Raw genomic sequence first — 13,957 nt, 5'->3', positions numbered from 1 at the left:
GCCCACCGGCCACGACATCGCTCAACGGTCCACTCTCTCACCCGTGCCGGACGGGTCGGTGATTTCCGGTGCGGTGTCCGGTGAAGGGTCACTCGGGTGCTCCGGGTCGGGTGCGCTCGACTCGGTCGTGGACGCCCGGTCGCGGCCACCCTCCGTCTCGTCCGCGCTCCCCGCGGCGGCCTGCTCCGCGTCGGTGCTCTCCGCATCAGTGGCGGCGGCGTGTTCCGCCGAGCCGTCCGTGGGGACGGCGTCGGCTTCCAGTGCGGCCTGGCGGGCGGCCTCCCGCTTGCGCTGCGTGTACATCCGGAACCCGGCGAGCACGAGCAGCAGGACGCCACCGGCGATGACCAGCATCACCGTGGCCGTGATCTCGGTGACCTTCACATCGAAGGTGACCGCGGGTCCGTACGCCTGGCCGTCCTCGGTGTACAGCTGGGCGATCACCCCGGCCCGGCCGTTCGCGTGGGCGTTGGTGGTGAACTTCACCGACTGGCTGTGCCCGCCCGCGACCGCTACCGGCTGCTCCTGGAAGTCACCGTCGTCGATGCTGAGGCGGCTCGGCTGCGTGGAGGTGAGCCGCAGCACCAGGTGGTCGACGCCCTGGACGAGGTTGTTCTGCACGGTGACCGGGATCGTGGCGCTGCGGCCCGAGAGCTTGGCCTCGGACTTGTCGATCAGCCCGACGCCCTCGGTGAGGCCGATGAGGTAGTTCAGCACACCCTCGCGGTACGCCGTCGCCTCGTCCGCACGGCCGCGCCAGGAGGTGGACATCGACCGGTCCATGGCCCGCCCGAAGGGGGTGACCACCCGGGACTTGTCGGAGAGGATCACCTGGAAGCTGTTGAGCTTCTTCTGTGTCTCCTCGATCCGCGCGAAGGCCTCTTCGGGCAGTTCCTGCTTGGTCAGTGAGCGGGGGTAGTCGGACGCCGACGGCACCCGGGTGGTGGCACCCGCGTCCGGCTTGGCCTTGGTGGCAGCGGACAGCTCGGCGGACTCCGACCAGTTCCCGGCCTGGAGCGCGGTCAGTGCCTGAGCCATCGTCTGGGCCTGGCTGGCGGTCGGCATGCGCTGCGGGGCGACCACGACGCTGCGCTGCTTGTCCGGCGCCTGCCGGGTGAGCATCAGGCTCTGTGCGAGGAACCGCTGCACGGCGAGCGTGGAGTTGCCGGCCACCGTCATGTCGCCCTGGAAGGCCGTCGACAGTCGGGCGTCCGCGACGACCGCTGTGGTGCCGCCGCCGATCGGCCGGGCCGCCGAGGGTGTGTACGGGAGGGCGCCGGTCTCCTGGAGGCTGTCGCTGCGGGCGAGCACCGTGTCGGCGCCGGCCGAGGTCGCGACCTTGACGATCGACGGGTCGATCGCTCCGCTCACGGGCCAGGCGTACTCCGTGCTGGGGGTCACATGGAGGACCGATTCCACGGTGATCGCGGCCGCGGTGGTGGCGTCCTTGAGATGGCTCAGGGATCCGGTCACCTTCGTGCCGTGGTGAGCCAGGGACGCCAGGTCCGGGTCCGCGAAGGGGAGGGCGACGACCTCCTCGCCCTCGACCTCCTTCTCCAGCTTGCTGAGCCACTGCTTGGCCACCGCCTGGTGCGTACCGGCCGTGGTCGTCGTGCTGGAGCCGTTCACCTGGACCCGGTAGCTGCGGGTCATGGCGTCGACGGAGGCGAGCAGGTCCGGGTCGATGACCCAGGTGATGTCGAGGTCCTTGCCGAGGCTGAGGAGCTGTTCCAGACGGCCACCGGGGGAGAGCTCGGCGGCCAGGGCGTCGTCGTCCGCGAAGACGGGCGTCTGCTGCTCGTTCGAACCCGTCTCGGCCGTCATGTGGGAGGTCGAGATCAGCGGCCAGAGGTAGGTGGTCCTGGCCTTCGTGTCCGCGGCCTCCGGCTGCCACGGCAGGAAGGTTCGCTCGATACCGAGGATCTGGTCGTACGCCGCGGCGGTGGTCCGGCCGGTGAGTGTGACACCGAGCTGGTAGACGCCGTCCGAGCCGAGGTCCAGCTTGTCGACGGGGACGGAGATGCTGAACGTCTGCGGGACGCCCGGGGCGAGCCTCGCGAACTCGGCCACGTACTTGCCGCCGACCTCCGAGCCCGCGTAGGGGTTGCTCTTGGCGGCGTCGTCGATGGCCGAGCGGCCGTTCAGCGTCGGGCCCACCCGCAGTCCGACGTGCGCCGCGGTGACCGCCTGCTTGCCGTTGTTGACGACCCTGCCGGACACGGTGAGCGTGTCACCGTCGGAAGGAACGGCGGGGCTGAGCGCGTCCAGCGAGACGCCGACCGTACGGGAGCCGGTGGCTTCGGCGGCGGCGCTGGGTTCAGCGGCATAGGAGGACGAAGAAATGGGCAGCTGTAGGACGCCGGCCAGCAGAGGCGCCCCGGCGAGCAGTGCTCCCGTGCGCCGAAGCCACCGGCGGGCAGGTGAGGGAATGGTCCCCTGGAAGTCTGCCGCCTCGGCCACGCGCTCGCCCGTCCCTCGTCGTCGTCAGTGGTCGTCGGAATGTGCGTCCACGCATGGTAACGATGCGCGCCGAGGGTAAGTGCCGCGGTCCGCTCCACAAGATCGGAAGAAGAGACCCGGCTGTCCCTCTATGTGGCCCTATCTAGGGCGGTGTCCCCACCCTGAACAAGGGGAGGGACCTGTGCACTTTTAATGAAGGCGCTCTCGGGCATCGGGGCCACGTAACCTTTTCTGTTGTGTCGAACGCCAACGAAGACAGTCCCAGTGCACTGAGCCAGGTGCAGAGCCGCGCGGTGAGCGAGCTGCTGCGGGTGTCCCCCGTCGCCGATGAACTGGCCCGCCGTTTCCAGGAGGCCGGGTTCTCTCTCGCCCTTGTCGGCGGCTCGGTCCGGGACGCCCTGCTCGGCAGGCTCGGCAACGACCTGGACTTCACGACCGATGCCCGCCCCGAGGACGTACTGAAGATCATGCGTCCCTGGGCCGACTCGCTGTGGGAGGTGGGCATCGCCTTCGGCACGGTGGGGGCGCAGAAGGACGCACGCGTGGGTGATGTCGTGCAGAGCTTCGAGATCGAGGTGACGACCTACCGGTCCGAGGCGTACGACCGGTCCTCGCGCAAGCCCGAGGTGTCCTACGGAGACTCCATCGAGGATGACCTGGTCCGCCGTGACTTCACGGTGAACGCGATGGCCGTGGCGCTTCCCGAGAAGAAGTTCATCGATCCGCACGGCGGACTCGACGATCTCGCAGCCCGTGTCCTGCGGACTCCGGGGACTCCTGAGTCGTCCTTCTCCGACGACCCGCTGCGGATGATGCGGGCGGCGCGCTTCGGGGCGCAGCTCGACTTCGAGGTGGCGCCGGAGGTCGTCGCGGCGATGAAGGCCATGGCCGACCGCATCAAGATCGTCTCGGCCGAGCGGGTGCGTGAGGAACTGAACAAGCTGATCCTCTCCGCGCACCCGCGCAAGGGTCTGACGCTGCTCGTCGACACGGGGCTCGCCGACCGTGTGCTGCCCGAGCTGCCCGCGTTGCGTCTGGAGCGGGACGAGCACCACCGGCACAAGGACGTCTACGACCACTCGCTGATCGTCCTGGAGCAGGCGATGGCCCTGGAGGAGAGCGGTCCGGACCTCACGCTGCGCCTGGCCGCGCTGCTGCACGACATCGGCAAGCCGCGGACGCGTCGCTTCGAGGAGGACGGGCGGGTCTCCTTCCACCACCACGAGGTGGTGGGGGCGAAGATGACCAAGAAGCGGATGACCGCGCTCAAGTACTCCAACGAGCTGGTGAAGGATGTCTCGCGCCTGGTCGAGCTGCACCTGCGCTTCCATGGCTACGGCACCGGGGAGTGGACCGACTCGGCTGTCCGCCGCTATGTCCGTGACGCGGGACCGCTCCTCGGCCGGCTCCACAAGCTGACCCGCTCGGACTGCACGACACGGAACAAGCGCAAGGCCGCCGCTCTCTCCCGTGCCTACGACGGCCTGGAGGAGCGCGTCGCCCAGCTCCAGGACCAGGAGGAGTTGGACGCTATCCGTCCCGACCTCGACGGCAACCAGATCATGAAGGTCCTGGACATCGGACCGGGCCCGGCCATCGGTCAGGCCTACAAGTTCCTGCTGGAACTGCGTCTGGAGAACGGGCCGATGGAGTACGACGCCGCGGTGTCGGCTCTCAAGGAGTGGTGGGCGGAACAGAGCTGAGAACGCACGAGCGCGATCGGCCGGGATCATGTTTCACGTGAAACATGACCCCGGCCGACTCGAAGCCGGATTCGCCGAGGGCCGTTGTTTCACGTGAAACAACGGCCCTCGGCGTCAGTGGTTCTTACTTCTTTGGTTCTTACTTCTTGGCGGAGTACTCCGACAGGCAGAGGGTGAAGTCACTGCTGCCGCCGGTCTCGGTGTACTCGGCGTACTTGGTGCGGTCGCAGCCCGAGTTGTCGCTCTTCTTCTGCTCGACCTTGTACGCGGCCTTGGAGTTGCCGCAGTCCACGACCTCAAGTTCCGGGTCGGTGGTGCTGTTCGGGTTGCCGATGCTCATGCAGTCGCCGACCTTGGCGCTCGACGCATCGTCACGGCTCGCCAGCCAGCCGCCGACGGCGACTATGAGGACGACGACCGGGATGGCGAAACGCAGGTACTTCTTGAGGTTGCGCTTCGGCGGCTCGGGCGGGACCGGGGCGTAGGGAGCGTTCGGGTGCTGCGGGTAGCCCTGCGGGGGCTGCTGGCCGTAGGGGTTGCCCTGGGGCGGCTGCTGCCCGTAAGGATTTCCCTCGGCCGGCTGGCCCTGAGCGAACGGATTCTGGCCCTGCGGCGGCGGCGTGGTCACTTGGGGGTCCCCCTCGAACGTGGAGCGCGTGGCGCGAAATAAGACGCACGTAAGCTACCGGGCCCCACTGACAACTCCGTAGCCCGGAGTGTCTCTGTGTCCTTGATGTGACACTTACTGGCGCTCAAAGCGGGCCATAGCCGCCGCAACCGCCCCGTAGATAACGGCCACCGTGACCACAAGCGGCACGGATCGGCCGTCAGGGGGCAGCATCAGGGCTGCCACCCCCGCGGCGCCCACGAAGGCGACGTTGAACAGGACGTCGTAGACGGCGAAGATCCGGCCACGGAAGCCGTCCTCGACGGACGACTGGACGACGGTGTCGGTGGCGATCTTCGCTCCCTGAGTGGTCAGACCCAGTACGAAGGCAGCGATCAGGAGGGGGACCTCGGCGAACGACAGGCCCAGCGCCGGTTCCAGGACGGCAGCGGTAGCCGCGCAGGTGATGATCCAGCCACCGGGGCCGAGCCGGTTCGTGCCCGCCGGTGTCAGTACGGCCGCGGCGAAGAAACCCGCTCCGGAGATGCCCACGGCCAGGCCGAGCAGGGCGAGCCCGTCGTCGTCGGGGCCGGACGACCAGGCGTACCGGCAGAGCATCAGCACCATGACCGTCAGCGCGCCGTAGCAGAACCGCATCAGGGTCATCGCGGCCAGCGCCCAGGCGGCTTCGCGGCGCGCGGGCTCGGCCAGATGACGCACGCCCGCCGCAAGGCCGCGCGCGGTGCCGAGCACGGCCGTCCTCAGTCGTGGCCGCACCGGCTGCCGTTCGGGGCCCAGCAGATCCGGGGCCAGTCGCAGCGAGGCGAGCGCGGAGCACACGTACAGGACCGCTCCCACCAGGACGACCGCCGCGTCGGAGTCGGAGCCCACGAGGCGTACGACGAAGGCGAGGCCGCCACCGAGGGTCGCGGCGAGTGTGCCGGCCGTGGGCGACAGGGAGTTGGCCATCACCAGGCGCTCGGAGTCGACCACGCGGGGCAGGGCCGCGGAGAGACCCGCGAGCACGAACCGGTTGACGGCGGTCACGCACAGCGCGGAGGCGTAGAACAGCCAGTCCGGTACACCGCTGAGCATCAGAACGGCCGTCAGGGACGCCAGGAGCGCCCGCAGCAGGTTCCCGTACAGAAAGACCTGGCGGCGTCTCCAGCGGTCCAGGAGGACGCCCGCGAAGGGGCCGACGAGGGAGTACGGGAGGAGCAGGACCGCCATCGCGGAGGCGATCGCGGCGGCCGAGGTCTGCTTCTCCGGTGAGAAGACGACGTATGTGGCGAGCGCGACCTGATAGACCCCGTCGGCGCCCTGCGACAGCAGCCGGACGGCGAGCAGACGCCGGAAGTTCCTGAAGCGCAGGAGTACGCGCAGGTCACTCACGACAGCCATGGGTTACAGCCTCGCACAGGGCGAGGGTCCCCGGAGCGATGCCCCGGGGACCCTCAACAGCCGTGCGCGGAGCGAGCCTTCAGCGCTCGACCTCGCCCTTGATGAACTTCTCGACGTTGTCGTACGCCTCGTCGTCGAAGTACTGGACGGGCGGGGACTTCATGAAGTAGCTCGACGCGGAGAGGATCGGGCCGCCGATGCCGCGGTCCTTGGCGATCTTCGCGGCGCGCAGGGCGTCGATGATGACACCCGCGGAGTTCGGGGAGTCCCAGACCTCCAGCTTGTACTCCAGGTTCAGCGGAACGTCACCGAAGGCGCGGCCTTCGAGGCGGACGTACGCCCACTTGCGGTCGTCGAGCCAGGCCACGTAGTCCGAGGGACCGATGTGGACGTTCTTCGCGCCCATGTCACGGTCGGGGATCTGCGAGGTGACGGCCTGCGTCTTCGAGATCTTCTTGGACTCCAGGCGGTCGCGCTCCAGCATGTTCTTGAAGTCCATGTTGCCGCCGACGTTGAGCTGCATGGTGCGCTCAAGACGGACACCGCGGTCCTCGAACAGCTTCGCCATCACGCGGTGCGTGATGGTGGCGCCGACCTGCGACTTGATGTCGTCGCCGACGATCGGGACGCCCGCCTCGGTGAACTTGTCCGCCCACTCCTTGGTGCCGGCGATGAAGACCGGCAGAGCGTTGACGAACGCGACCTTGGCGTCGATGGCGCACTGGGCGTAGAACTTCGCCGCGTCCTCGGAACCGACGGGCAGGTAGCAGATGAGGACGTCCACCTGCTTGTCCTTGAGGACCTTGACGACGTCGACCGGGGCCTCGGTCGACTCCTCGATGGTCTCGCGGTAGTACTTGCCGAGCCCGTCATGGGTGTGGCCGCGCTGGACCGTGATGCCCCTGTTCGGGACGTCGCAGATCTTGATGGTGTTGTTCTCGCTGGCGCCGATGGCGTCCGAGAGGTCGAGGCCGACCTTCTTCGCGTCGACGTCGAAGGCGGCGACGAACTCGACGTCACCCACGTGGTATTCGCCGAACTGGACGTGCATCAGGCCCGGCACCTTGGACGCCGGGTCGGCGTCCTTGTAGTACTCGACGCCCTGAACCAGCGAGGCGGCGCAGTTGCCCACGCCGACGATGGCTACGCGAACCGAACCCATTCCGGTTGCTCCCTGTGTGTACTCGGTGAAGCCCTGAGAGGACTTCACGTGGCAGTGTCATCGGACGGATCCGGCCCGGGGGTGCCCCCGGGCCGGGGCAGGCCGCCCGACTCCCCAGATGTGTTGTCCTGCTGAGCGGAGCCGTCAGGTCCGGGACGCCGTTGGTCCCGTCCCGCCCGCTCGCTCTCGATGAGCTCGTTCAGCCAGCGCACTTCGCGCTCCACGGACTCCATTCCGTGGCGCTGGAGCTCAAGCGTGTAGTCGTCGAGTCGCTCCCGGGTGCGCGCCAGCGAGGCGCTCATCTTCTCCAGGCGCTCTTCGAGACGGCTGCGGCGGCCTTCGAGGACCCGCATCCGTACATCCCGTGACGTCTGGCCGAAGAAGGCGAAACGAGCGGCGAAATGTTCGTCCTCGTACGCGTCGGGACCCGTCTGCGAGAGGAGGTCCTCGAAGTGTTCCTTACCTTCCGCCGTCAACCGATAGACGATCTTGGCGCGACGTCCTGCGAGCGGCGCCGCGAGGGCGTCCTCGGAGGTGTTCCCCGGTTCCTCGATCAACCAGCCGTTGGCGACCAGCGTCTTGAGGCAGGGGTAGAGCGTCCCGTAGCTGAACGCACGGAACACACCCAGTGACGTATTGAGACGTTTGCGCAGCTCATAGCCGTGCATCGGGGACTCGCGGAGAAGGCCGAGGACGGCGAACTCAAGGATCCCGGAACGCCGGCTCATCGTCGCCTCCTCTCTGCCGCGGCCGTGCCGTGACGGTCTTTATGCCGAGCTGATGTATCGACTCGATACATCGACACGATAGATCGGTCCTCCCCCTGCGACAAGAGGGGGCACGGTGAACGGCGTCACATCACCGATTCGTAGGAAGCAAGTTGCCTGATTTGGGGTGAACTTCGGTGCTAGGCAGGTTTTGACGGTGCGTAGTCTGTCCGCCATGCAAACCACCGGGAACCGAGTGACGCCTGGGGACGTCCTTGTCCTCGGTGCAGTACGGATGAATGTAAAAACGACCGCATCCGTACTTCGGGGGGACCGGAAACCAGCTGCCGTTTCCAGGTGCGCTCAGGTGCGCCTGCCCGAGGAGTAATCGTTCGATGAGCGAGCACCGTCGCAAATCGCCGCAGCCGCAAGGTGGCGGACGTGCCGCGGCCCGACGCGGCCAGACCGGCTCGTCCTCCGGCCGCCGTGCGGCACCGCGAGGCGCAACCGAGTCTCCTTCCGATTCATACGACTCGGGGGGTGAGGAACGCCCGTTCGGCAGTCGCGCCGAGGCCCGGCGGGCGTCACAGAGAAACAGCAGCGCCGCCGGTCGACGCAGAGCGGCCGACGGCGCGGGGCAGGGAGGCCGTGGGCGCGGGCGTGGGTCCGTACCGCCGAAGAAGCGGATCATCGACTACCCGCGCGCGGGCAAGTACGGGGCGGCACGTTGGGTGCCGTCCTGGAAGCTCGTGACGGGTCTGTTCATCGGCTTCTTCGGCAGCATGATGGCCGTCGCGGGAGTCGCGTACGCGCTGGTGGGCCTGCCGGACGTCGCCAAGACGGCCGAGGCCCAGAACAACGTCTACTACTGGGCCGACGGGACGCAGATGGTCGCCACCGGTGGTGAGACGAACCGGCAGATCATCGACTACTCCCGGATTCCCAAGGAGATGCGCTACGCCGTCATCTCGGCCGAGAACAAGACGTTCGAGAACGACCGGGGCGTCGACCCCATGGGTATCGGCCGCGCCCTGTTCAACATGGCCAAGGGCGGTCAGACCCAGGGCGGCTCCACGATCACCCAGCAGTACGTGAAGAACGCCATGCTGGAGGACCAGTCGCAGACGATCTCCCGGAAGTTCAAGGAGCTCTTCGTCTCGATCAAGGTCGGCGCCAATGTCGACAAAGAAGACATCATGGCCGGCTATCTGAACTCGGCCTACTACGGCCGCGGCGCCTACGGAATCCAGGCCGCCGCGCGTACGTACTTCGACAAGGACGCCGAGGACCTCAACCCGAGCCAGTGCGCCTTCCTGGCGTCGGTGCTCAAGGGCGCCACGTACTACGACCCGGCGGGCGCGGAGTCGATCGACCCGTCCGCCACCCCCGCGGCCAACCGCCAGCGCGCGGAGACCCGCTGGCGCTGGATCCTGGGCGAGATGGTCAAGGACGGGCACCTGGAGGAGTCGGTACGGAGCAAGTACCCCGACTTCCCCACGCTGCAGAGCCCGCGGTCGAACGCCCAACTGGGCGGTCAGGTCGGTTATCTGGTCGACCTCGCCAAGGCGTACATCGTCAACAACAGCGAGAAGACCGGGATCACCGAGAAGCAGCTGCGTGACGGTGGCTACGAGATCCACACGACCTTCGACAAGAAGAAGGTCACTCAGCTCGAAGCCGCGGTGAAGAAGGTCCGCAAGGAGAACATCAAGGAGAAGGAGCGCCCGAAGACGGACAAGCACGTCCAGTTCGGCGGCGCTTCCGTGGACCCGGAGACCGGCGCGATCAAGGCCATCTACGGCGGTGTTGACGCGACCAAGCACTTCACCAACAACGCCGACCAGACGGGCGCCCAGGTCGGTTCGACCTTCAAGCCGTTCGTCCTCGCGGCGGCCATGAAGTGGGGCGTGCGCGATCCCGACCTGGAGCCGACGCAGGCCCAGGACGAGCGGATCAAGGTCTCTCCCAAGAGTCTCTACAGCGGCAAGAACAAGCTGAAGATCGAGGACTACGACGGGACGGTCTGGAAGGACAAGGACGAGAAGGAATGGCTGCAGCGGAACGACGGCGACGAGTCGTACAACCCGCCCACCTTCCAGATCGACCTGCGTGAGGCGATGAGGGTCTCCTCGAACTCCGCCTACGTCCAGCTGGGCATGAACGTCGGCCTGGACAAGGTGCGGGAGTCCGCAGTGGACGCCGGCATCAAGGAAGGCAGCCTGGCCAGCGCCAACTTCCCGTCCTTCTCGATCGGTACCTCCGACCCGAGCGCGATCCGGATGGCCGGCGCGTACGCCACCTTCGCGGCGAGCGGCAAGCAGAACGAGCCCTACTCGGTCGACGAGATCACCGACAAGGACGGAACGGTCTTCACGCACGAGAACTCGGCCAAGGCGAAGCAGGCCTTCACTGCACTGGTCGCCGACAACGTCACCGACGTCCTCAAGACCGTCGTCGACGAGGGCACCGGTACCGCGGCGAAGCTGAGCAACCGGCCGGTGGCGGGCAAGACCGGTACGACCGACGGCAACAAGTCCGCCTGGTTCGTCGGCTACACCCCGCAGCTCTCGACCGCGATCTCCATGTACCGCATGGACGACGACGAGTCGAACAAGAAGCGCGAGTTCCTGGAGATGTACGGAACGGGCGGCCAGGACAAGATCCACGGTGCCTCGTTCCCGGCCGAGATCTGGCACGACTACATGGAGCAGGCGCTCAAGGGCACGAAGGTCGAGCAGTTCCCGACGCCCGACCCCATCGGCGAGGTCGTCAACGACGTCGTGGTCCCGACCCCGACTCCGACGCCCACCGAGACGGAGGAGGAGGAGAGCGAGGAGCCGGAGCCCACGCCGACCAAGAGCGAGCCGTCTCCCCCCGCTCCCACCACCAGCGAGTCCTGTGGCGCCTTCGGCTTCGGCTGTGAGGACGACGGCGGAGCCAGCACGGGCGAGACCGACACCGGTGGTACGGACGGCGGCGCGAGTCCCTCGACCTCGGAATCCGAGGAGGAGGACGGCGGGAACAGCAGAGGCAACGGCAACGGCGGCCTGTTCCAGGGGTCCTCGGGCTAGCAGCCAGGAAGTTCCATCGACGCGACGTGGTCGCCGGCTCCGGTCGGCGGCCACTCGCGTTTTACGAGGTCGGGCGCCCCGGCGGGCGGCTGCCGGGCCCGAACCCGCCCGCCCCCGGCGTATTCCCAGGCACGTACGGCAGGATGTGCGGCATGCCCAGTGCAGAAACGACGCGCGCGAGCGTGCACGAGCCAGATCTGGTGCCGCCGACCAAGGAGGACCCGGTCGCGGCGACCGGCAGTGAACTGTTCGGCGGTCCCCTCGGGCGGCGCGCGCTGACGGGGACGTCCTGGTGGACTCCCGTACGGGTCGTCGCACTCGTCGCGATCGGCATGTTCGCCCTCGGCATGGTGCAGAAACTGCCCTGCTACGACGGTGCCTGGTTCTTCGGGGCCAGCTCCCAGTACACGCACGCCTGCTATTCGGACATTCCGCATCTCTACCAGGGGCGTGGCTTCGCCGACGGGCTCGTGCCGTACTTCGACAAGCTCGAAGGCGACATGGAGTACCTCGAATACCCGGTCCTCACCGGCGTGTTCATGGAGGTCGCCTCCTGGCTCACGCCGGGCAGCGGAAGCATCCAGGACCAGGAGCAGGTCTACTGGATGGTCAACGCCGGGATGCTGATGGCCTGCACGGCCGTCATCGCCGTCTGTGTGACCCGTACCCATCGGCGGCGGCCCTGGGACGGCCTGCTGGTCGCTCTGGCGCCCGCCTTCGCGCTGACCGCCACCATCAACTGGGACCTCCTGGCGGTCGCTCTGACGGCCGCGGCGATGCTCATGTGGTCCCGGAGTCGTCCGCTCGCCTTCGGGGTCCTCCTGGGGCTCGCCACGGCCGCCAAGCTCTATCCCGTGCTGCTGCTGGGGCCGCTGCTCGTGCTGTGCTGGCGGGCGGGCAGGTGGCGTGCGTTCGGCACCGCCCTGCTCGGCGCAGCGGGCGCCTGGCTGGTCGTGAACCTTCCGGTCATGCTGCTGGCGCCCGAGGGCTGGTCGAAGTTCTACACGTTCAGCCAGGAACGCGGGGTCGACTTCGGCTCCTTCTGGCTGATCCTCTCCCAGCGCAGTGACACGCCGCTCGACACCGACACCGTCAACACGTGGGCTTCGGTACTGATGCTGCTGTCCTGCGTGGGCGTCGCGGCACTCACGCTGGCCGCTCCGCGCCGGCCCCGCTTCGCCCAGCTGGCGTTCCTGATCGTCGCGGCCTTCATCCTCACCAACAAGGTCTATTCGCCGCAGTACGTACTGTGGCTGATTCCCCTCGCGGTGCTGGCCCGCCCGAAGTGGCGGGACTTCCTGATCTGGCAGGCGTGCGAGGTCGCGTACTTCCTCGGGATCTGGATGTACCTCGCCTACACGACCAGCGGCGACGCCCACAAGGGACTGCCCCAGGAGGGCTATCAGCTGGCCATCGCCGTCCACCTCCTGGGGACGCTGTACCTGTGCGCCGTGATCGTGCGCGACATCCTCATGCCCGAGAGGGACGTGGTGCGCCGCTCCGGGGACGACGATCCGTCGGGCGGTGTGCTGGACGGCGCCCAGGACGTCTTCGTCGTGGGCCCGGCGGCCCATCCGCCCCGGCACGCGGCACAGTTCGACGGCCCGTACGTGGAGTGGGGCGGCGGCGAGGGCAAGGACGGGAGAGATCCGAGTTCGCTCTGAGCGAACAGGAGTAGAGGCAGGGGCAGGGGCAGGCACACGAAAGGCCGTACACGGAGTCCGTGTACGGCCTTTCGCCCGTGTGCGGGCCCGACGCGCGGCGCCGTGCGGTCAGCGCTCGACGACGCGGTCGAACTGCGTGGTGGTGTGCCGCAGATGGGCCACCAGCTCCTCGCCGACCTTCGGCTCGGGCGCGTCCGAGGGCACGAAGAGGATCGAGACCTGCATGTGCGGGGGCTCCGCGAACCAGCGCTGCTTGCCGCCCCAGACGAACGGCGAGAGGTTCCGGTTGACCGTGGCGAGGCCGGCCCGGGCGACGCCCTTGGCGCGCGGCATGACGCCGTGCAGGGCCTTGGGGGCCTCGAGGCCCACCCCGTGCGACGTACCGCCCGCCACGACGACCAGCCAGCCGTCCGAGGCGACCTTCTGCTGCCGGTAGCCGAAACGGTCGCCCTTGGCGACGGCCGAGACGTCCAGGACGGCTCCGCGGTACTCGGTCGCGTCGTGGTCCCCCAGCCACAGCCGCGTGCCGATACGGGCCCGGAAGCGGGTCTGCGGGAACTGCTGCTGCAGCCGGGCGAGCTCGTCGGCCTTGAGATGGCTGACGAACATCGTGTGCAGCGGCAGCCGTGCCGCGCGCAGCCGGTCCATCCAGCCGATGACCTCCTCGACGGCGTCCGAGCCGTCGGTACGGTCCAGGGGCAGGTGGATGGCGAAGCCCTCCAGGCGCACGTTCTCTATGGCGGCGTGCAGCTGGGGCAGATCCCGCTCGCTCACCCCGTGCCGCTTCATGGAGGACATGACCTCGATGACGACACGGGCGCCCACGAGGCCGTAGACCCCGTCGACGGACGAGACGGACCGGATGACACGGTCGGGCAGCGGTACGGGCTCCTCGCCCCGCCTGAACGGCGTCAGCACCAGCAGGTCACCGCCGAACCAGTCCTTGATCCGCGCCGCCTCGTAGGTCGTGCCGACGGCCAGGACGTCCGAGCCCAGGCGGGTGGCCTCGTCGGCGAGCCGCTCGTGGCCGAAGCCGTAGCCGTTGCCCTTGCAGACGGGGACGAGTCCCGGAAACTGCTCGGACACGTGCTTGTGGTGCGCCCGCCAGCGTGCGGTGTCGACGTAGAGCGTGAGCGCCATGGCCGGACCTGGAACCTTTCTCGTGGCAGCGGTGTATCAGAG

At 68.1% G+C, this 13,957-nt stretch carries 9 protein-coding genes; 3 read left to right on the top strand and 6 right to left on the bottom strand.

Annotated features, from left to right (window positions below; genetic code table 11):
* Nucleotides 1-21 precede the first annotated feature (21 nt).
* The gene (locus tag ACZ60E_RS12445; protein WP_469439928.1) at nt 22-2,460 is read right to left on the bottom strand and encodes a DUF6049 family protein; all 2,439 of its coding nucleotides are present in this window, start codon (nt 2,458-2,460) and stop codon (nt 22-24) included.
* A gap of 236 nt (nt 2,461-2,696) precedes the next feature.
* On the opposite strand from ACZ60E_RS12445, the gene ACZ60E_RS12440 reads away from it, so the two are divergent.
* Nucleotides 2,697-4,163 (top strand): CCA tRNA nucleotidyltransferase, encoded by a 1,467-nt coding sequence (locus ACZ60E_RS12440; protein ID WP_469439927.1) that lies wholly within the window; start codon nt 2,697-2,699, stop codon nt 4,161-4,163.
* A 139-nt stretch (nt 4,164-4,302) separates the two neighbouring features.
* On the opposite strand, the gene ACZ60E_RS12435 is transcribed toward ACZ60E_RS12440, so the two are convergent.
* From ACZ60E_RS12435 to ACZ60E_RS12420, 4 genes are all read right to left on the bottom strand, one after another.
* Nucleotides 4,303-4,791 carry an LppU/SCO3897 family protein gene (locus tag ACZ60E_RS12435; RefSeq protein ID WP_384807831.1) on the bottom strand — a complete coding sequence of 163 codons (489 nt, stop codon included), beginning with the start codon at nt 4,789-4,791 and terminating at the stop codon, nt 4,303-4,305.
* A 114-nt stretch (nt 4,792-4,905) separates the two neighbouring features.
* Entirely contained in the window at nt 4,906-6,171 is a 1,266-nt protein-coding gene (locus ACZ60E_RS12430) for an MFS transporter (protein ID WP_469439925.1), read from the bottom strand.
* 79 nt (nt 6,172-6,250) lie between these two features.
* Complete coding sequence (locus ACZ60E_RS12425; protein ID WP_385831589.1) at nt 6,251-7,333, bottom strand: inositol-3-phosphate synthase; 1,083 nt, start codon at nt 7,331-7,333, stop codon at nt 6,251-6,253.
* A 44-nt stretch (nt 7,334-7,377) separates the two neighbouring features.
* Nucleotides 7,378-8,061, bottom strand: a complete 684-nt coding sequence (locus ACZ60E_RS12420) for a PadR family transcriptional regulator (protein ID WP_384807825.1) — start codon at nt 8,059-8,061, stop codon at nt 7,378-7,380.
* Nucleotides 8,062-8,435: 374 nt separating this feature from the next.
* Between ACZ60E_RS12420 and ACZ60E_RS12415 the strand changes: the two genes are divergently transcribed.
* Nucleotides 8,436-11,111, top strand: coding sequence for a transglycosylase domain-containing protein (locus ACZ60E_RS12415; protein ID WP_469439922.1), 2,676 nt, complete (start codon nt 8,436-8,438; stop codon nt 11,109-11,111).
* A gap of 143 nt (nt 11,112-11,254) precedes the next feature.
* Nucleotides 11,255-12,775 carry a glycosyltransferase family 87 protein gene (locus tag ACZ60E_RS12410; protein WP_384807821.1) on the top strand — a complete coding sequence of 507 codons (1,521 nt, stop codon included), beginning with the start codon at nt 11,255-11,257 and terminating at the stop codon, nt 12,773-12,775.
* Nucleotides 12,776-12,883: 108 nt separating this feature from the next.
* Here ACZ60E_RS12410 and ACZ60E_RS12405 read toward each other — a convergent pair whose 3' ends face one another.
* Nucleotides 12,884-13,915 (bottom strand): alanine racemase, encoded by a 1,032-nt coding sequence (locus ACZ60E_RS12405; RefSeq protein ID WP_107020424.1) that lies wholly within the window; start codon nt 13,913-13,915, stop codon nt 12,884-12,886.
* Nucleotides 13,916-13,957: the final 42 nt, after the last annotated feature.

This window comes from Streptomyces sp. NPDC102514, from assembly GCF_055584525.1.
The sequence above is the reverse complement of the archived record's forward strand: the minus strand, read 5'-3'. Positions and strand labels throughout refer to the sequence as shown.

Coding starts and splice junctions, on each gene's coding strand:
- ACZ60E_RS12420 (WP_384807825.1), bottom strand. CDS start 8,061: ATGAGCCGGCGTTCCGGGATCCTTGAGTTCGCCGTCCTCGGCCTTCTC.
- ACZ60E_RS12415 (WP_469439922.1), top strand. CDS start 8,436: ATGAGCGAGCACCGTCGCAAATCGCCGCAGCCGCAAGGTGGCGGACGT.
- ACZ60E_RS12405 (WP_107020424.1), bottom strand. CDS start 13,915: ATGGCGCTCACGCTCTACGTCGACACCGCACGCTGGCGGGCGCACCAC.
- ACZ60E_RS12430 (WP_469439925.1), bottom strand. CDS start 6,171: ATGGCTGTCGTGAGTGACCTGCGCGTACTCCTGCGCTTCAGGAACTTC.
- ACZ60E_RS12410 (WP_384807821.1), top strand. CDS start 11,255: ATGTGCGGCATGCCCAGTGCAGAAACGACGCGCGCGAGCGTGCACGAG.
- ACZ60E_RS12425 (WP_385831589.1), bottom strand. CDS start 7,333: ATGGGTTCGGTTCGCGTAGCCATCGTCGGCGTGGGCAACTGCGCCGCC.